Origin of the sequence: Helicobacter pylori, from assembly GCF_009689985.1 — a bacterium.
Classification (GTDB): Bacteria; Campylobacterota; Campylobacteria; order Campylobacterales; family Helicobacteraceae; genus Helicobacter; species Helicobacter pylori_CG.
The window spans coordinates 48,462-66,994 of the sequence record NZ_QBAW01000005.1 but is presented as its reverse complement, the minus strand read 5'-3'; the positions used below and the strand labels follow the sequence as shown (position 1 = coordinate 66,994).

Annotated in this window: 18 protein-coding genes; 13 read left to right on the top strand and 5 right to left on the bottom strand. The window is 39.4% G+C overall.

Annotated features, from left to right (window positions below; all coding sequences use genetic code 11):
* Positions 1-68: 68 nt before the first annotated feature.
* Positions 69-2,627, bottom strand: a complete 2,559-nt coding sequence (gene acnB / locus DBU79_RS04930) for a bifunctional aconitate hydratase 2/2-methylisocitrate dehydratase (RefSeq protein ID WP_195834233.1) — start codon at positions 2,625-2,627, stop codon at positions 69-71.
* A gap of 131 nt (positions 2,628-2,758) precedes the next feature.
* Between acnB and DBU79_RS04925 the strand changes: the two genes are divergently transcribed.
* The 8 genes from DBU79_RS04925 (at position 2,759) to DBU79_RS04890 (ending at position 11,268) form a co-directional block, all read left to right on the top strand.
* On the top strand, positions 2,759-3,445 hold the full coding sequence (locus tag DBU79_RS04925) for an MqnA/MqnD/SBP family protein (protein WP_154411719.1): 687 nt from the start codon (positions 2,759-2,761) through the stop codon (positions 3,443-3,445).
* Between the two features lie 109 nt (positions 3,446-3,554).
* Complete coding sequence (gene pyrH, locus DBU79_RS04920) at positions 3,555-4,277, top strand: UMP kinase (protein WP_001148049.1); 723 nt, start codon at positions 3,555-3,557, stop codon at positions 4,275-4,277.
* A 42-nt stretch (positions 4,278-4,319) separates the two neighbouring features.
* Positions 4,320-4,544 (top strand): DNA-directed RNA polymerase subunit omega, encoded by a 225-nt coding sequence (locus DBU79_RS04915; protein WP_000712202.1) that lies wholly within the window; start codon positions 4,320-4,322, stop codon positions 4,542-4,544.
* Positions 4,531-6,858 carry a RelA/SpoT family protein gene (locus tag DBU79_RS04910; protein WP_154411718.1) on the top strand — a complete coding sequence of 776 codons (2,328 nt, stop codon included), beginning with the start codon at positions 4,531-4,533 and terminating at the stop codon, positions 6,856-6,858. The genes DBU79_RS04915 and DBU79_RS04910 overlap by 14 nt, the downstream gene beginning before the upstream one ends.
* 23 nt (positions 6,859-6,881) lie before the next feature.
* Complete coding sequence (gene tyrS, locus DBU79_RS04905) at positions 6,882-8,090, top strand: tyrosine--tRNA ligase (protein WP_154411717.1); 1,209 nt, start codon at positions 6,882-6,884, stop codon at positions 8,088-8,090.
* A gap of 16 nt (positions 8,091-8,106) precedes the next feature.
* A complete protein-coding gene (gene fabX, locus DBU79_RS04900) occupies positions 8,107-9,198 on the top strand; it encodes a decanoate oxidase/trans-2-decenoyl-[acyl-carrier protein] isomerase FabX (RefSeq protein WP_000255219.1) in 1,092 nt (363 codons plus the stop codon).
* A 6-nt stretch (positions 9,199-9,204) separates the two neighbouring features.
* Complete coding sequence (locus DBU79_RS04895; protein ID WP_154411716.1) at positions 9,205-10,512, top strand: N-acetylmuramoyl-L-alanine amidase family protein; 1,308 nt, start codon at positions 9,205-9,207, stop codon at positions 10,510-10,512.
* 18 nt (positions 10,513-10,530) lie between these two features.
* Positions 10,531-11,268 (top strand): hypothetical protein, encoded by a 738-nt coding sequence (locus DBU79_RS04890; protein ID WP_154411715.1) that lies wholly within the window; start codon positions 10,531-10,533, stop codon positions 11,266-11,268.
* Between the two features lie 82 nt (positions 11,269-11,350).
* Here the strand turns inward: DBU79_RS04890 and flhB are convergent, their stop codons facing one another.
* Both flhB and mobA read right to left on the bottom strand, forming a co-directional pair.
* Positions 11,351-12,427, bottom strand: a complete 1,077-nt coding sequence (gene flhB / locus DBU79_RS04885) for a flagellar biosynthesis protein FlhB (RefSeq protein ID WP_154411714.1) — start codon at positions 12,425-12,427, stop codon at positions 11,351-11,353.
* Positions 12,420-13,025: a molybdenum cofactor guanylyltransferase MobA gene (gene mobA, locus DBU79_RS04880; protein WP_154411713.1), complete on the bottom strand. Its 606-nt coding sequence runs from the start codon at positions 13,023-13,025 to the stop codon at positions 12,420-12,422. Before mobA ends, flhB begins: the two co-directional genes overlap by 8 nt.
* Before the next feature lie 87 nt (positions 13,026-13,112).
* Here mobA and moaA point away from each other — a divergent pair, with 87 nt between their 5' ends.
* From moaA to DBU79_RS04855, 5 genes are all read left to right on the top strand, one after another.
* Positions 13,113-14,078: a GTP 3',8-cyclase MoaA gene (moaA, locus tag DBU79_RS04875; RefSeq protein WP_154411712.1), complete on the top strand. Its 966-nt coding sequence runs from the start codon at positions 13,113-13,115 to the stop codon at positions 14,076-14,078.
* 277 nt (positions 14,079-14,355) lie between these two features.
* A complete protein-coding gene (locus DBU79_RS04870; RefSeq protein ID WP_180395580.1) occupies positions 14,356-15,216 on the top strand; it encodes a hypothetical protein in 861 nt (286 codons plus the stop codon).
* An 11-nt stretch (positions 15,217-15,227) separates the two neighbouring features.
* Positions 15,228-15,530, top strand: a complete 303-nt coding sequence (locus tag DBU79_RS04865; protein ID WP_134890017.1) for a lipocalin/fatty acid-binding family protein — start codon at positions 15,228-15,230, stop codon at positions 15,528-15,530.
* Between the two features lie 11 nt (positions 15,531-15,541).
* Positions 15,542-16,591, top strand: coding sequence for a TrbL/VirB6 family protein (locus DBU79_RS04860; RefSeq protein WP_134890018.1), 1,050 nt, complete (start codon positions 15,542-15,544; stop codon positions 16,589-16,591).
* A 60-nt stretch (positions 16,592-16,651) separates the two neighbouring features.
* The gene (locus DBU79_RS04855) at positions 16,652-16,972 is read left to right on the top strand and encodes a YkgJ family cysteine cluster protein (protein WP_134890020.1); all 321 of its coding nucleotides are present in this window, start codon (positions 16,652-16,654) and stop codon (positions 16,970-16,972) included.
* Between the two features lie 8 nt (positions 16,973-16,980).
* Here DBU79_RS04855 and ftsY read toward each other — a convergent pair whose 3' ends face one another.
* Positions 16,981-17,874, bottom strand: a complete 894-nt coding sequence (gene ftsY / locus DBU79_RS04850; protein ID WP_154411711.1) for a signal recognition particle-docking protein FtsY — start codon at positions 17,872-17,874, stop codon at positions 16,981-16,983.
* Positions 17,875-17,880: 6 nt separating this feature from the next.
* A complete protein-coding gene (locus tag DBU79_RS04845) occupies positions 17,881-18,438 on the bottom strand; it encodes a hypothetical protein (protein ID WP_154411710.1) in 558 nt (185 codons plus the stop codon).
* Positions 18,439-18,533 lie beyond the last annotated feature (95 nt).

Below are 18,533 nucleotides of genomic sequence, written 5' to 3'. Positions count from 1 at the left end.
TTTTTATCCTCTTCCAACACTCAGCCACAGCTAAATAAAAGGGATCGCCCCTTTTAATGAAAACAAAACTAGAGCCTGAAATTCTCCATTAAGTTAAAGTTCATGTAGCGATAGATCTTGTCTTTTTGGCTCTCTAGCTTTTCGCTCACTAAATTCATATATTCTTCTTTAGTGGGGATTCTCCCTAGTAAAGCACACGCCGCCCCAAGCTCTGCGCTGCCTAAATACACTTTAGCCCCTCTACCCATACGATTATCAAAATTCCGTGTGGAAGTAGAAAAGACGACCGCATTATCCCTAACCCTCGCTTGATTGCCCATGCACAAGCTACAGCCTGGGACTTCAGTCCTTGCTCCGGCAGCCCCAAAAATCGCATAATAGCCCTCATTAATAAGCTCTTGTTCATCCATTTTACTGGGTGGCACTACCCAAAGGCGTGCTTGACTGGGAGGAGCGTTTTTAACGATTTCGCCAAAGGCTCTAAAATGCCCAATATTCGTCATGCAAGAGCCAATAAACACTTCATCAATAGCGTGGGGTCTTTTGCCGGTCGTATCCGCTAAAACTTCGCTCAAAGTAGCGACATCATCAGGGTCATTAGGGCATGCCAAAATAGGCTCAGTGATTTCTGCCACATCAATTTCAATGACAGCGGCGTATTGAGCGTTACTATCTGGCTCTAACAATACCGGATTATCCACCCAAGCTTGCATCGCATCTCTGCGTTTTTTCAAAGTCTCTTTGTCTTCATAACCGCTCGCAATCATCTCATCAATAAGCTTGATATTGGATTTCAAGTATTCAATCATCGGCTCTTTATTCAAACGCACCACGCAAGCAGCCGCACTCCTTTCTGCGCTCGCATCGCTTAGTTCAAAAGCCTGCTCCATTTTAATATCAGGCAAGCCTTCAATCTCTAAAATACGCCCGTTAAAGACATTGATTTTACCCTTTTTCTCCACCGTGAGTAACCCTTTTTTAATGGCATAATAAGGGATCGCATTCACTAAATCCCTTAAGGTGATCCCAGGATTCATTTCCCCTTTAAAACGCACTAATACGGATTCTGGCATGTTCAAGGGCATCGTGCCTGTAACCGCTGCAAAAGCGACTAACCCGCTCCCTGCCGGGAAACTAATGCCTAAAGGGAAACGAGTGTGGCTATCCCCCCCTGTGCCTAAAGTGTCAGGTAATCCCATGCGGTTTAGCCATGTATGAATCACGCCATCGCCTGGATGCAACGCCACACCGCCTCTTTGAGTGATAAAGCTAGGCAAGGTTGCATGCAAACTCACATCGCTAGGCTTTGGGTAAGCGGCGGTATGGCAAAAACTCTGCAACACAAAAGGTGCATCAAATTTCAAACTCGCTAATTCTTTAACCTCATCCCTAGTCATCGCCCCTGTGGTGTCTTGACTGCCCACGGTGGTAACCTTTGGCTCACAATAAGTGCCAGGTAAGATCCCTTTTACCCCACAAGCATGGCCTACAATTTTTTGGGCTAAAGTGTAGCCTTTGGCGTCGCTTTTAGGAGCGGATGGCTTTTTAAACGCTTCAGATTCGCCTAGCCCTAAAAATTTACGCGCTTTATTCGTCAAACCCCTACCAATGATTAAAGGGATACGCCCAGAAGCCCTGACTTCATCTAATAAAGTTTCAGGCTCTAGCTTGAAGGTGCTAACCACTTTATCATTCAGCGTGATTTCGCCTTTATAAGGGTAGATTTTAATCGTATCGCCCTCTTTTAAATCCTTAACATCAGCCACAATGGGTAATGCCCCACTATCTTCACAAGTCGCAAAGAAAATCGGAGCGATCACCCCCCCAATCACAATGCCCCCACTCCTTTTATTAGGCACAAAAGGAATGTCCTTACCAAAATGCCACATGATAGAGTTTGTTGCACTTTTTCTAGAGCTTCCTGTGCCGACCACATCGCCCACATACGCTACAGGAACGCCTTTAGCCTTAATGGCTTTGATGCGTTGTTCGTAATTTTCAATCCTGTTTTTGAGCATGGCTTTGGCGTGTAAAGGAATATCGCTTCGTGTGAAAGCATCGCTCGCTGGGCTTAAATCATCGGTATTGGTTTCGCCATCAATCTTAAACACGCACGCTTCAATGCATTCATTCAAAGGCTCTTTATTCAAAAACCATTCGGCGTTCGCCCAAGACTCTAGCACCTCTTTAGCCAAAGCGTTAGTTTTACTCATTGCAGCGATTTTATCAAACGATCCATAGACTAAAAGAGTGGTTTTTAAAGCTTTCGCGCTCTCTTTGGCGATGTTCTTGTCTTGACTTTCTAAGCCTATAATCAGAGGCTCTACATTATACCCCCCAAGCATCGTGCCTAAAAGAGTGGTCGCCTCTAAAGCGCTAATATGGGCGCATTCTAGTTCTTTTTGAGACAATTTGGCTAAAAATTCCGCTTTCACTTTCGCCCCCTCATCAACCCCAGGGCTCACTCTGTGAATGAGTAATTCTTTAGCGAAAGCGGCGTTTGTAGGATCTTTCATCAAAATCTCAACGACAGCCTCCACTTGTTTAGCGTTTAAAGGGAGCGGCGGGATACCCTCGCTTTCTCTTTCTAAAACGCTTTTTTTATAATCTTCTAAAAAATCTTTCATCATTTCTCCTTTTTTAAATAGCATTATTTGCTAATGCCCTAATCATTTGCCCCATGATAACAAAACTCTTTTTACTTTTAGTTAAGTTGTAAGAAACTTTAGCTACCATGCGATACAAAAAAGGATTTTAAGTGCGTTTTGGTAAAATTGATTATTTAAACATGCTCCCTTTTGACGTGTTTATTAAATCCTACCCCACCCCTTGTTATTTCAAACAATTTTTACGGCTTAAAAAAACCTACCCTTCCAAACTCAATGAGAGTTTTTTGTTCAGGCGTATTGATGCGGGGTTTATTTCTTCTATCGCTGGCTATTCATTCGCTCTCCATCCCCATTCTCTAGGCATTGTCGCTTATAAGGAAGTTTTAAGCGTGCTGGTTGTGGATACAAAAAAAAACGCTTTTGATAAAGAAAGCGCCTCTTCAAACGCCCTCTCTCAAGCGCTAGGGTTAAAGGGCGAAGTGTTAATTGGCAATAAAGCGCTGCAGTTTTACTATTCTAACCCTAAAAAAGACTTTATAGATTTAGCCGCTCTTTGGTATGAAAAAAAACGCTTGCCGTTTGTTTTTGGGCGTTTGTGTTATTACCAAAACAAGGATTTTTACAAGCGCTTGTCTTTAGCTTTCAAACATAAAAAAACAAAAATCCCTTACTACATCCTTAAAGAAGCCGCTCTAAAAACCAACTTAAAACGCCAAGACATCCTGAACTACTTGCAAAAAATTTACTACACTTTAGGCAAAAAAGAACAATCAGGCCTTAAAGCGTTCTATCGTGAATTGTTATTCAAACGCATTCAAAAACCCAAGCGCTTTTAGTTATCCGCCAAGAACAGAGGCTTAAAAATTCAGAAAGGGTGTTTTTAAGCAAGATTAGGTTACAATCATAAGTTTTATTAAAGTTTTATTAACTGATTAAGAAGGGATCATGCAAGCAAAAATAAAAAACAAACGGGTTTTGGTGAAATTTTCTGGGGAAGCGTTAGCTGGGGATAACCAGTTTGGGATTGACATTCATGTGTTAGATCACATCGCTAAAGAGATCAAAAGCTTAGTGGAAAACGCTATTGAAGTGGGTATTGTGATTGGTGGAGGCAATATCATTAGGGGGGTTAGTGCGGCTCAAGGGGGGATTATCAGGCGCACCAGTGGGGATTATATGGGCATGTTAGCCACCGTGATTAATGCAGTAGCCATGCAAGAAGCTTTAGAGCATATCGGCTTAGACACAAGAGTGCAAAGCGCGATTGAAATCAAAGAGATTTGTGAAAGTTACATTTACAGAAAAGCGATCAGGCATTTAGAAAAGGGTAGGGTGGTGATTTTTGGCGCAGGCACGGGAAACCCGTTTTTCACTACGGATACGGCTGCCACTTTAAGAGCGATTGAAATCGGATCGGATTTAATCATTAAAGCGACTAAAGTGGATGGCATTTACGATAAAGACCCTAACAAGTTTAAAGACGCTAAAAAATTAGACACCTTAAGCTATAACGATGCCTTGATAGGGGATATTGAAGTGATGGATGATACCGCTATTTCTTTAGCTAAAGACAATAAGCTCCCTATTGTGGTGTGTAACATGTTCAAAAAAGGGAATTTATTGCAAGTGATCAAGCACCAACAAGGCGTATTTTCTATGGTAAAATAAGCCCTTTAAAATTTGATAGAACTCTAAAATAAAAGGATCAGTTTGAAAAAAGAGAGAACGGAGAGTTTAGTCGCTCAAGCCTTAAAAAATATTGGGAACGACCGCTACATGCTAGATAATTTAGTTTTCGCTCGTGTGAAGCAATTAAACGCCGGAGCCAAAACTTTAGTGAATATGGACCCTAAGCGTCATAAATTAGTGGATATTGCCATTAGAGAAATCGCTGAAGGGAAAATTGATATAGACAGGATAGATGAACGAAATTGATAAATCCGTTGATATCGGATTCTTACGGATTCTTGATGTTATTAAAAAAGTTACGACCCCAAAGGGCGGCATTGAAATCTTAAGGACTTTAATTGATTTCACGCCCAAAATTGAAAACGCCCTAAATTTAGCGACCAAAAGCCATAAGGGGCAATACAGAAAAAGCGGAGAACCTTATATTGTCCATCCTATTTGTGTGGCAAGCTTGGTAGCGTTTTGTGGGGGCGATGAGGCGATGGTGTGTGCGGCGCTTTTGCATGATGTGGTAGAAGACACGCCCTGTAAAATTGAAACCATTGAGCAAGAATTTGGGCAAGATGTGGCTAATTTAGTGGATGCGCTCACCAAAATCACTGAAATCAGGAAAGAAGAGTTAGGAGTGAGCGCTCAAGATCCCAGAATGGTGGTTTCAGCGCTCACTTTTAGAAAGATCCTAATTAGCGCGATACAAGATCCAAGAGCCTTAGTGGTAAAGATTAGCGACAGGTTGCACAACATGCTCACCTTAGACGCCTTGCCTCATGACAAGCAAGTGCGTATTTCTAAAGAAACTCTAGCGGTGTATGCCCCCATAGCGAGCCGATTGGGCATGTCTTCAATCAAAAATGAATTAGAAGATAAGAGCTTTTATTATATTTATCCAGAAGAGTATAAAAATATCAAGGAATATTTGCACAAAAACAAGCAGTCTTTACTCTTAAAACTCAACGCTTTTGCAAGCAAGTTAGAAAAAAAACTTTTTGATAGCGGGTTTAGCCATTCGGATTTTAAACTCGTTACAAGGGTGAAGCGCCCTTATTCTATCTATCTTAAGATGCAACGAAAAGGTGCGGTTAATATTGATGAAATTTTGGACTTGTTAGCCATCAGGATTTTATTGAAAAACCCGATTGATTGCTATAAGGTTTTAGGGATCATCCATTTAAATTTCAAACCCATTGTTTCTCGTTTTAAAGATTACATCGCTTTGCCCAAAGAAAATGGCTATAAGACGATACACACGACCATTTTTGATGAATCTTCTGTTTATGAAGTGCAGATTCGCACCTTTGATATGCATATGGGGGCGGAGTATGGTAATTCAGCCCACTGGAAGTATAAAGCTGGGGGCGTGGATAATGAAGATCATCATGAGGGCATGAGATGGTTGCAAAATTTTAAATACCATGACAGCGATTTGAAAAACGACCCTAAGGAATTTTACGAACTCGCTAAGAACGATTTGTATCGTGAAGACATTGTCGTTTTTTCGCCCCATGGGGACACTTACACCTTACCGGTGGGAGCGATTGCTTTAGATTTTGCTTACATGGTGCATAGCGATTTAGGCGATAAAGCCACGGACGCTTATATCAATAGTAAAAAAGCCTTACTCAATCAAGAATTAAGAAGTGGGGATGTGGTTAAAATCGTTAAAGGCGATAAAGTAATACCTCGTTTCATTTGGATGGATCAGCTTAAAACTTCTAAGGCTAAAAACCATTTGCGCATCCAAAGAAGAAACCGCTTGAAAGAAATTGACACTAAGAGCATGATCAATATATTAGCGACTTTTTTTGGGCGCTCTGTTTTTGAAGATGTGGATTTGAAAGATTATAAAAACTTTGAAGAAAAATTAACAGATTGTGGGGTGGAAACCACCTTAACAGAAGCGATGAAAAGCTTTGAAAATTTAGCCAAACTCACTGAAGAAATTGAAAATAAGGTGTTTTCTTTAAAAGAAGATGCGATTTTAGAATACCAAGAGATGAGTTTATGGACTCGAGGTTTAAGGTATTTGGGTTTTAAAACCAACGTTTTGAATTTTTTAACCCCAAACCGGCAGTGGCAGTGTAAGGAATTAGAACATTTTAGCGTTTGTTCAAGCAACGCTTTAGAAATCAAACAGGTGTTGTTGAATGATTGTTGTTATCCTAAATATGGCGATGAAATCATTGCGATTGTAACGGATTTAAAAGATCCAAAAGCGATTGCACACCATAAATTTTGCAAAAAAGCGATGGCAGAAGTGGATGCTAAAGTGCCGATGGTTTATATAGAATGGCACAAGCGGGATCGAACGATTTATAAAATGATGTTTTATTTAGGCGAAAAAAAGTCGGTTTTAGCGAGTTTATTGACTTTTTTAAACAGGAATGAATGCAATATTGTGGGCGTGTCTTACTTAGGCTATAAAGACAAGTATTCTAGCCATTGTGAAGTGAGTTTTGAAATAGCTACGGATAAGGCGGATTGGATCAGAGCCTTAATCAATCGCAAATATCAAGATAGGATTGTAGAATTATCCAGTCTGGATGATGCTTATGAATTATAATAAGCCCTAATTAAGGAATGAACATGGAACAAAAAATCAGTATCGCCTTAAAAGAGATCGCTAGAGGCGCTAATGAAATCATTGGATTGGAATATATTGAAAAATTGGTGAGAAAATATTATGAAACCAATGAACGCTTTATCGTTAAAGCCGGGTTTGATCCTACCGCTCCAGATTTGCATTTAGGGCATACGGTATTGATTCAAAAATTAGCTTTATTGCAGCAATATGGGGCTAGGGTTAAGTTTTTGATTGGGGATTTTACCGCTATGATAGGCGATCCCACGGGTAAAAATGAAACGAGGAAACCCTTAAACCGGGAGCAAGTCTTAGAAAACGCTAAAACTTATGAAGAGCAAATCTATAAAATTTTAGATCAAAAACACACCGAAGTGTGCTTTAATTCCACTTGGTTGGATACTTTAGGCGCAAAGGGCATGATAGAATTGTGCGCGAAGTTTTCAGTCGCTAGAATGCTAGAAAGGGATGATTTTGCTAAACGCTATAAAGAAAACCGCCCCATTAGCATTGTGGAATTTTTATACCCTTTGTTGCAAGGCTATGATTCAGTAGCGATGGATGCGGATATTGAGCTTGGGGGCAATGATCAAAAGTTTAATTTGCTGGTGGGGCGTTTTTTGCAACGAGCTTATGGCTTGAATAAAGAGCAATCAATCATCACCATGCCTTTATTAGAGGGGCTTGATGGGGTGCAAAAAATGAGTAAAAGCTTGGGGAATTATGTGGGGATCACTGAAGAGCCTAATGCGATGTTTGGGAAGATCATGAGCGTGAGCGATGATCTCATGTGGTGCTACTACACCCTTTTGAGCGCTAAGACTTTAGAAGAAATTGAAGACTTAAAACATGGTATTTTAAATCAAACCCTGCACCCTAAAGCCGTTAAAGAAGATCTCGCTAGTGAAATCGTGGCTCGTTATTATGACAATGATCAAGCATTCAAGGCTAAAGAGCAATTTTCTAAAGTGTTTAGTGCAAACCTTTTGCCTGAAATTTTATCAGAGAGCGATTTTGATGAGGGGGTTGGGGTTTTAGATGTTTTAAAACAGATTGGCTTTTGCCCATCCACTTCACAAGCCAGGCGCGATATTCAAGGGGGAGGGGTAAAGATTAATCAAGAAGTGGTAAAAGATGAGAGTTATCGTTTTGTTAAAGGAAATTATGTTATACAGCTTGGTAAGAAAAGATTTATGAAATTAAATATTAACTAATATTAAGGAAAGAGCTATGGTATCAACACTCAAACCGCTAAAAATCGGTAAGCACACCATAAAATTCCCTATCTTTCAAGGGGGAATGGGTGTGGGGATTAGCTGGGATGAACTAGCTGGAAATGTTGCCAAAGAAGGGGCTTTAGGAGTGATTTCAGCCGTAGGGACTGGTTATTATAAAAACATGCGTTTTGTAGAAAGGATTGTGGCTAAAAAACCCTTTGAAGCCTTGAATTTTTACTCCAAAAAAGCGTTGAATGAGATTTTTGCAAACGCTAGGAAGATTTGCGGGAACAAGCCTTTAGGAGCGAATATTTTATACGCTATCAATGACTATGGTCGTGTTTTAAGGGACGCTTGTGAAGCGGGAGCGAATATTATCATTACAGGGGCTGGCTTGCCCACCAACATGCCTGAATTCGCTAAGGATTTTAGCGATGTGGCGCTCATCCCTATTATTTCTTCAGCGAAGGCTTTAAAAATCCTTTGTAAAAGGTGGAGCGATCGGTATAAAAGAATCCCGGACGCGTTTATTGTGGAAGGGCCTTTGAGTGGGGGGCATCAGGGCTTCAAATACGAAGATTGTTTCAAAGAAGAATTCCGATTAGAAAACTTAGTGCCTAAAGTCGTGGAAGCTTCTAAAGAATGGGGGAATATCCCTATCATCGCTGCTGGGGGGATTTGGGATAGAAAAGATATAGACACCATGTTAAGTCTTGGAGCGAGTGGGGTGCAAATGGCAACTCGTTTTTTAGGAACGAAAGAATGCGACGCTAAAGTGTATGCCGATCTTTTGCCCACGCTCAACAAAGAAGATATTTTACTCATTAAATCGCCTGTAGGCTATCCGGCTAGGGCTATTAATACTGGGGTGATCAAACGCATTGAAGAGGGTAATGCACCCAAAATCGCATGCGTGAGCAATTGTGTAGCACCTTGTAACAGGGGTGAAGAGGCTAAAAAGGTGGGCTATTGCATCGCTGATGGATTGGGGCGCAGTTATTTAGGGAACAGAGAAGAGGGGCTTTATTTTACCGGGGCTAACGGCTATAGAGTGGATAAGATTATCAGCGTGCATGAATTGATTAAAGAGCTTACAGAGGGTTAATTTGTAGTGCTTGTGAGGTTAGGGGTTGTTGCATGTCTTTTTTGGTTGCATTTTGCTTATGCTACAACCCTTAAAATTACCAACATTGTGCCTTTTGGCTCTAGCAGTGTTAAAATCTCGTTCAATCAAGAAATTAAAAAATTCAAAGAAGTTTCGCTCAAAAATTTCAAGAGTTATTTGGAATTAGAAGCCATTTTAACCATTCCTAAAAAGCATTACCAATTTTCTAAACAATCGTCCATCACGATCGCGCAATTTAGCCCTAAATTAGCGCGAGTGGTCATTAGCCATGCCCCTAAGATGACTTATGAAGTTAAAATCCTTAAAGACAAGCTCTATGTTTCTATCGTGGAGAAAAAGCCCTTAACAAGGCATCAAATGGCACCAAAACCACCCAAACACCGGACGCTAAAACACCCCACACCTAAACCCGCCCCTAAATCTATTAAAAAAGAGGCTAAAGAGATTAAAGAGAAAACGCCAACTAAGCATGCGCGCTCAAAACACGCGCATTCTCCATTGAACGAAAGAAACGCTAAAAAAGAGATTCCTAAAAAAGAAGCAGAAAATGAGAGTAAGAACCAAGTTTTTATAGCAGAAAAAAATGATACTTTCATCAAAACCAAGCGCAAAAAACACAAAAAGATCGTTTTAGACGCTGGGCATGGGGGGAAAGATTGCGGGGCGATGAGCGCGAATTCAGTGTGTGAAAAAGACATTGTTTTAGAAGTGGTGAAGTTTTTGCATAAAGAGCTTAAAAAAAGAGGCTATAGCGTTTTATTGACAAGGGATAAGGACATTTATATTGATTTAGTGGCCCGCACGGAATTAGCCAATAAAAAAAGCGCGGATTTATTCATCTCAGTGCATGCCAATTCCATCCCTAAACGCTCCACCTCTAACGCTCATGGCATAGAAACTTATTTTTTATCCACCGCAAGGAGCGAAAGGGCTAGGAAAGTGGCTGAGCAAGAAAATAAAGACGATGTGAATTTGATGGATTATTTTTCTAAAAGCTTGCTTTTAAATTCATTAAACACGCAGCGATTGATTGTTTCTAACAAACTGGCGATTGATGTGCAATACGGCATGCTCCAAAGTATCCGCAAAAATTACCCTGATGTGGTGGATGGGGGCGTGAGAGAGGGGCCTTTTTGGGTGTTAGCCGGGGCTTTAATGCCTTCAATTTTAATAGAAATTGGTTATAATTCCCATGCGATAGAATCTAAACGCATCCAAAGCAAACCGTATCAAAAAATCTTGGCTAAGGGCATTGCTGATGGCATTGATAGTTTCTTCAGCAAGAATGATTAGGCAATGATTAGGTTGTAGATGAATTTTTATCAAAAAATACACACGCATAAAGTCGTTTTTTCTTCATTGTTTTTTTTGTTGTTTTTGTTCAATGTGGAAACTTTGTTGTTTTCGCATTTCAGCGATGATTTTTCGCAATTGTTTTTTTTGTTTGAAAACCATGTTTATGATTTCATTGTCAAATTAGATTACTTGGGGTTAATAGGCGTTTCTTTAATTTATCTGCTTGTGCTTATTGTAAAGCCTTTCACCCTCACGCGCCAAAAATGCGCGTGCGTAGGGATATTATGCCTTTCTTTTTACGCTTGGAATTTTCCTGTTAAAGATTCTTTAATGGTGCTTTATATTTTCTATTTTGCGCTGTTAGCGACTTTATTGTGGCGTTTTTTAGGGGCTAGCATGAAGCAATCCTTCTTGCCTTCTATGAATATTTGCGTCGTGTGGGTTTTTGCTTCTTCTTTACAGAGTTTTAGATTTTTAAGCGTGTCTGATTGCGTGGATTTTTCCCTTTTTACACTCGCTCTTATTTTATTGATACTGGTTTTAATCTATCACAAACGCCTTTTTGGGTTGTATGAATACGCTAACACGCTTATTTTGATCGTGGGGCTTAGCGTGGTGGTGCTGTGTTCTAGCATGTTCATTCAAACTAAAGAATATTATGGCATGCGGTTGGGTTTTTACTTTTTAGGCTTGTTAGGGTGGCTTTTAGAATATGTGCATAACACTTTAAGGCGTTTGGAGCATCAAATTTAAAGCTCAAGTAGGGATAGCTAAAGTTTTTTGAGTGTCTTTGATTGAGTGTCTTTTTGGGGCTTAAAAGCGGGTTTAAAAAATCTTAAAGAGGTTTGATGATCTTTTGTTTTTGGCGTTCTTGCTCTAATTTAGCCACTTGAGCAAAGACAATCGCCACCGCTTCAAACAATTCTTCTGGTATGGCGGCGTTTAATTTCACATCCCTATAAAGCTCTCTAGCGAGCGTTTTGTTTTCTATAATTTCTATGTCATGCTCTCTAGCGATGCCCTTAATCCTAATGGCTAAATAGTCCGTGCCTTTAGCCACCACCACCGGCACAGGGTGTTCTTCATCAAATTTGAGAGCGATGGCATAATGGGTAGGGTTAGTAACCACGACATTGGCTTTGGGGATTTCTTGCATCATTTTATTCGTGGCGTTTTTTACCATCATTTGGCGGATTTTGGCTTTGATTTCTGGGTTTCCTTCTTGCTGTTTGTATTCGTCCTTAACTTCTTGTTTAGTCATTTTTAAAGAGTTAGTGTATTGGCGGCGTTTGATGACTAAATCCACAAAAGCCAAGACAAAAAATAAAAACAAAAGCGAAGAAATGAGTAATAACGCCTTGCTTTTAAACCACAACAACTGGCCTTGCAAATTCAAAAGAGCCGCATGGTTTAATTCCCCTAAAAATAAGGAAAAAATAAAAAACCCCAGAAAAAAAGCTAAAAAAACTTTTAAAGTGATCAAACTCCCATCAAGGAGCTTTTTTAAAGAAAAAAGGTTTTTGACGCCATTGATAGGGTTGATTTTAGAAAATTTAGGCTCAATGACTTTAGGGGCAAAGAGCCAGCCAAATTGCAAGACATTGGATAAAAACGCCACCACCATTAAAATGATTAAAATGGGTAAAAGCAATAAAAAAGTGTTTTTAGCCAGCTGGTTAAACAGCTCTTGAACGCTTTCTTTGCTAAAATCTAGGGAAAAATCTTTCAACACATGGCGATACATTTCGCTAAAGCCATCCACCCACCATATAAAAAAAATAAAAATACTCACTAGCCCAGCCAATAACCCCAAAACCCCCACCACTTCCATGCTCTTAGGCACATTGCCTTCTTCTCTGGCTTTTTGGATTTTTTTCGCGCTAGGGAGTTCGGTCTTTTCTTCTTCAGCCATTTGCCCTCTCTTTTAAAATTTGAACGGCTAATTCATAGTCTTTTAGGGTGTTGAGGTTTAAAAACTCTTCTTCTTTATCAAAATGGATAGCGATTGAAGAGGCATTTTTCATAAGATCGCTCAAGCGATAATTTTGCGTTTTAAGAGCGTAATTAAGAGCGTTAAGGACGCTTTTGTGCCACAAAGAAATCAAATAATGCTCTTTTGTAGGGCTTTTAGCATAGACTACGCTAAAGTTTTGAATCCCACAAAGAGTTTTAATGCTTTCAAAGGACACTAAAGGCGCATCTATGGCGATAAAAAAAATATAAGGGGTTTGCAGCGTTAAAAAAGCGTTATGAATGCCAAAAAGGGGTGAAAAAAGGCCGCTTTCTCTTTCTAAAAGATAGGGAGCGTTTAACTCGTAAGATTTCTTAGCGCTGATAATGACTTGTTTGAAAAGTTTTAAAAGGCGTGTGTATTGGTATTCTAAAAGGCTAGAATACGATTTTAAAGGCATGAGAGCCTTATTGATTGGAATATTATTGATGATGAAACGAGAGCTTTTGCCCCCAGCTAATAAAACGCAAGGGATGTTATCAATGATAGGGTTTTTCAAAAAATCTATCCATGTTTATGTTTGTTAAGTCATTGTTTTACTATGTTACAATAAAAGCTTAAATAAAGGGCATAAGGGATAAAGGGAGTGTTAGTAGATAGTTTTAATAGGGTTATTGACTATATTAGGGTTTCTGTAACCAAACAATGCAATTTCAGGTGTCAGTATTGCATGCCTGCTACGCCATTAGATTTTTTTGATGATGAAGAATTATTGCCTTTGGATAATGTTTTAGAATTTCTTAAAATCGCCATTGATGAAGGCGTTAAAAAAATTAGAATCACGGGTGGGGAGCCGTTGTTGCGCAAGGGTTTAGACGAGTTTATCGCTAAACTACACGCTTACAATAAGGAAGTGGCGTTAGTTTTAAGCACTAATGGTTTTTTACTCAAAAAAATGGCTAAGGATTTAAAAAACGCCGGGTTATCACGGGTGAATGTTTCATTAGATTCTTTAAAAAGCGATAGGGTTTTAAAAATCTCTCAAAAAGACGCCCTTAAAAATGCGCTAGAAGGGATTGAAGAGTCCTTGAAAGTGGGTTTAAAACTCAAATTAAACACGGTTGTGATAAAAAGCGTTAATGATGATGAAATCTTAGAGCTTTTAGAATACGCAAAAAATAGGCACATACAAATCCGCTACATTGAATTTATGGAAAATACGCATGCTAAGGATTTGGTTAAAGGCTTGAAAGAGAAAGAAATTTTAGATTTGATCGCTCAAAAATACAAAATAATGGAGACAGAAAAACCCAAACAAGGGTCTTCTAAAATCTACACGCTAGAAAATGGCTATCAATTTGGCATTATCGCCCCGCACAGCGATGATTTTTGCCAATCTTGCAATCGTATCCGCTTGGCTTCTGATGGCAAGATTTGCCCATGTTTATACTATCAAGACGCCATAGACGCTAAAGAAGCGATCATAAATAAAGATACAAAAAATATGAAAAGGCTTTTAAAACAATCTATCATCAATAAACCAGAAAAAAACATGTGGAACGATAAAAATAACGACACTCCCACAAGGGCGTTTTACTACACAGGGGGGTAGGGGCGTAAAATATTTATTATTTTAAACATTTTTATTAAAAATCAAGCGGTTTGTTTAGGATTTTTGGTTATAGTGGCTAGGATCAAACAATAGGGAGGTCTTTATGGAAAAAGTCCTAGCGTTTTTTATCCCTAGCTTTTTTAGTCCTAGTCTTTTTATTTCTCGTCTTTCTGGGGGGGGGGTTACTTATAAGCCTACCCTAAACCTTTTAAAATCCCCCAAATTTCTCGCTTTTTTTAAATCTCACCTATTAACACCGCTAAAGAGAGGGTAATTCATGTTAGAAAACATGCAAGATATTTCGTTACAAAGCTCTCATGAAGCAGGGGTGGATGCTTTAGGGCTTGAAATCTTGAATGGTTTTGTTTCATCCATAAAGAGTATCTATGAATGCCAAAAAAAAGGAAAAGACCACAAAGAAGCGTTCAAGTGCACCATTAAGACTACTCTAGAGAATGGGGTGCATAGTTATGGTATTGCATTTGGGGGCTCGTTGTTGGGGGATATGATACAAAATAACCCTAACAAATTCATCCAAAGCTTTGGTAATGGTTCAGTGCCTACGATGATTGTAGGGGTTGGTGTGGTAAATTGCAAAGTTTTAGTTGATTATTTTCGTGGAAAGATTGATAGGGTGGAGTGTTTGGAGAAACTTGGGAAAGAAAACACTACTTTTTTAAGCGGTATAGCTATGGGGAGCATTGGTCAATTAGCGATCCCCATTCCTGTAGTTGGAGTGCTCATTGGGGGCTTTGTGGGTGGAGTGATGAGTAAAACTTTTTATGATGTCTCGCTAACGATTTTCAAAGAGGCTAAATCGGCGTGCCAAAGGCGTATTGAGATTGAAAAAGAATGCCGTGAGAGTATCAGACAGTTAGAGATGTATCAAAATCAATTTAATGAAGTGTTTGAGCGGTATTTTCATGGGACTATAAAATTCTTTAATGAAAGTTTTGATGAGCTGGAGAGGGCACTTTGTGCGGGCGATGCGGATTTGGCTATAGAAGTCAATAACAAGATCCAAGAGGGGATGGGTCAAGAGTTGCTGTTTGACAATAAGCAAGAGTGCTGGGAATTTATCACTAGCCGTAAAGAGGGTTGGAATTTCATCACTAGCCGTGGAAAAACAGAAATTTAAAGGAGAAGTCAATGGATAAAAATAGAGATGATCATGCGATTATGGCTAATGTGATAAAGTCGTTGGAAAGGGGTGACTCTTTTAACTCAAGCGATCGAGAAAAATTCGTGCAAGCTGCTAGAACGCATGGGATTGAAGATAGCGTTATTGAAGAGGTTATTGACATCACTCAGACCATTAGTCTTATCCATCTCCATGAAGATCGGCTTGATGCAAGCGATTTGCCAAGAGAACAAAAGAAAACCATGCGTGCTGAGCTCCAAAAAAGCATTGATGAAAATCTAGAAGTTTTAAAAAAAATCATAAACATTTAAAGGAGAAAAACATGCCATTACCATTCATTTTAGGAGATATAGCCCTAGCGGTAGCAGGATACGGAGTCAAAAAAGGGATTGATGCAAAGGATACTAACGACAAAGCCAAAGATCTACTCAAAAAAGCAGAGGAACTGCTAGAAGAGGCAAAAAAGAGGGTTGAGCTTGCGGAGTCTGGTTGCAAATTGGCTTTTGCAAGGTTTGGCAAGAAAAAACTCCATGTTTTAAGCCATACGGTTTCAAACTTTTTGGATCACTTCCACCAATTGAAGGGTCATGAGTTTGTCATCAGCAATATTGATATGCAAAATATTCAAGAGCAAGTCTTAGAAGCGCTAAATATTGTCAATAAGTATAAAATGGGCTTGTTGGATCTTGCTAATTTGGGTGGCGTGGGCATTGCAGTTGGAGTTCTTGCCACTTATGGTGCATACACTGGTATAAGTGCGGCGGCTGGTGGCACGGTGCTGTCTCATATTGGTGGCGCTCTTGCTTGGATGAGTGGTGGGGCGATTTCTTTGGGAGGTGGGTTGGCTGCTGGGAGTATGGCGTTGATTGGAGGGGTTGGTGCTGCACCCGTGATCGCTATCTTGGGGGCTTTGAGTGCCGCTAAAATGGAAAAAAAGCGAGACGATGCCAAGGCTTATTACTCTCAAGTTGAAGCAGCCGCCAAAAAAGCGGATGTGATGATTGATAATCTTAGATCCGTTGAGAAAATGGCAAAGCTTTTCACTAGGCAAATCATAAAGTTTGAAGCGCTGTTTTTCTCGCTCTCCATAGATGCCATCGCTACGATGAAAAAGCATCACTACGATACCTCTCGTTACAATCAAAAAGAAAAAGATCAACTCTGCGTTACCGTTTCAACGCTCTCTAGTTTGAGTGCTTTTTTGAAAGTCTCTATCATGGATAAACACCAAAAGATCAATGAAAAGGCAAAAAACGCGCTAAATCTCATGCGAGATCAAATGGGTAGCTTAGAAAATGGGAATTATAGCTTGCGTGATATTAGTTTTAGGCAGGCACGGCTTGAAGATCTAAGAGACGATAAGACTTCTTAAAATTATAGAGCTTTAAAAGAGGAAAAAAGGGTGCGAAAGAGAGGGTATAAAGAAGCGAGCATGGAAGAATCCAAAAAGCGAACAACCCTTAATCGTTTCCCTTGCACCTCTTGTGGGCTTTGCTGTAAAAATATCACCGGGATTATTGAACTTATTGAGTTTGATGCTGGCAATGGGGTGTGTAAGTTTTTGGATTTAGAAACGAATTTGTGCAAGATTTATGAATCGCGCCCGTTAATTTGCAGGATTGATGAAGCGTACAAAAAGCTTTATTCCCATATCCCGCTGAAGGAGTTTTATATCAAAAACGCAGAGATTTGCAACGCTTTGCAAGAGACAAACCATATGGATATAAGTTTTAGGGTTATTATTAATCAATAATTTTTAATTTATTGTTCCACAAACACCGCATCAACCAAATCTGCTATAAAGCGTTCTTCATCAAAAACGATCAAATCGTCTTCTTTTTCGCCCATTCCTAAATAAAGAATGGGTAATTTCAACTCATACAGTACGCTTAAAATCGCTCCGCCTTTAGAAGTTCCATCAAGCTTAGTCATGATCACGCCGTCTAACGCCAAAGTCTCATGGAAAATTTTGGCTTGCGTTAGCCCAGAACTCCCTTGCGTGCCGTCTAAAATAAGGAATTTATAAAAGGGGGCGTCTTTTAAAACTTTAGAGCAGGTGCGTGCGATTTTAGAAAGCTCGTTTTTAAGGTTGGTCTGGTTGTGCAGCCTCCCGGCGGTGTCTATAAAAACTTCATCTATATTTTTAGCGATCGCGCTTTCTATGGTGTTGTAAGCTAGAGAGCTTGGATCGCTCCCTTCTTTGGCGCTAATGACTTGAATGTTAAGCTTTTCACCCCATAATTGCAGCTGTTTGACTGCGGCCGCTCTAAAGGTATCGCCGGCTCCTAAAAGCACTTTTTTATGCTGTTTTAAAGAGAGCTTAGCTAATTTAGCGATCGTTGTGGTTTTGCCCGCCCCATTAACCCCCACAATCAAATGCACTAAGGGCTTTGTGGTGATAGTCTTTAGGCGGGTTTTATCATAATAGCTTTCCCCACGCACAAAACGCAACAAAGCGACTTCTAATTGCTTGGGCGTAACCAAATCGCCTAAATGCTTTAACAGGCTCTCTATCAAATCGTATTGAATGTCAAAGCCAATCAAAATTTCTTCTAATTCCTCTTTAGGAACGCTTTGGCGCTTTTTTTCTTTAGCCTCTTCTTTAACCTCTTCACCCTTAATTTTATTGACAATTTTTTTGAAAAAATTAAACATGGTTTGTTAATCCTTTAAATTGGAAATATCAAATTGGAGCATTTCTATTGGCACGATCCCCTGATACATTTTAATCAATTGGTGTTTGTAATATAAGAGCATGTTAAAAGAATGGTTTAAAGAGTCATGCTTTAAATGATCAAAAAGAGCGGTATCTTTAGGGTTTAAAATCATAAAATCAGCTTGAAAATGTGCACTAAAGTCTTTGATTTCATCGCTTGAATAGGGTTTATTGAGTAAAATAAGCACCCTCAAATGATCTTTAAAAGTTTTTTTTAAGATGTTAAAGCTGGGGGCGTAATCTTTTAAAAAATCGTCTAAAGCGCTTAAAACTAGTAGGGTAGGGGCGTTAGAATCCGGGCTGATATTTAGAGAATCTAAATCGCCCATGATGGTGTATTCTTGGTTATTCAAATCCATAGCGGTGTAGGTTTTAGGGCTATCTTGTTGGGTGGTATTGTTTTGAGAGTCTTGAGATTTTTGAGAATTTTTACAAGCACTAAAACCTAACAAAACGATCAAAACCAGCACGATAAAACGCAACAAATAAGCCTTAATTCTCATTATAAATACATCCTTAAGAATAATAAAATGGTAACTAATAACCTAAAATTATACTATAATGTAAGTCTAAAATTTAAGGATTATAACCATTAAAA

Bases quoted from the DNA above. Each gene is read 5' to 3' on its own strand.
- acnB (WP_195834233.1), bottom strand. From the start codon at position 2,627: ATGAAAGATTTTTTAGAAGATTATAAAAAAAGCGTTTTAGAAAGAGAA.
- DBU79_RS04855 (WP_134890020.1), top strand. From the start codon at position 16,652: ATGGAAGAATCCAAAAAGCGAACAACCCTTAATCGTTTCCCTTGCACC.
- DBU79_RS04910 (WP_154411718.1), top strand. From the start codon at position 4,531: ATGAACGAAATTGATAAATCCGTTGATATCGGATTCTTACGGATTCTT.
- DBU79_RS04870 (WP_180395580.1), top strand. From the start codon at position 14,356: ATGTTAGAAAACATGCAAGATATTTCGTTACAAAGCTCTCATGAAGCA.
- fabX (WP_000255219.1), top strand. From the start codon at position 8,107: ATGGTATCAACACTCAAACCGCTAAAAATCGGTAAGCACACCATAAAA.
- DBU79_RS04890 (WP_154411715.1), top strand. From the start codon at position 10,531: ATGAATTTTTATCAAAAAATACACACGCATAAAGTCGTTTTTTCTTCA.
- tyrS (WP_154411717.1), top strand. From the start codon at position 6,882: ATGGAACAAAAAATCAGTATCGCCTTAAAAGAGATCGCTAGAGGCGCT.
- ftsY (WP_154411711.1), bottom strand. From the start codon at position 17,874: ATGTTTAATTTTTTCAAAAAAATTGTCAATAAAATTAAGGGTGAAGAG.
- DBU79_RS04865 (WP_134890017.1), top strand. From the start codon at position 15,228: ATGGATAAAAATAGAGATGATCATGCGATTATGGCTAATGTGATAAAG.
- pyrH (WP_001148049.1), top strand. From the start codon at position 3,555: ATGCAAGCAAAAATAAAAAACAAACGGGTTTTGGTGAAATTTTCTGGG.
- DBU79_RS04845 (WP_154411710.1), bottom strand. From the start codon at position 18,438: ATGAGAATTAAGGCTTATTTGTTGCGTTTTATCGTGCTGGTTTTGATC.
- flhB (WP_154411714.1), bottom strand. From the start codon at position 12,427: ATGGCTGAAGAAGAAAAGACCGAACTCCCTAGCGCGAAAAAAATCCAA.
- DBU79_RS04860 (WP_134890018.1), top strand. From the start codon at position 15,542: ATGCCATTACCATTCATTTTAGGAGATATAGCCCTAGCGGTAGCAGGA.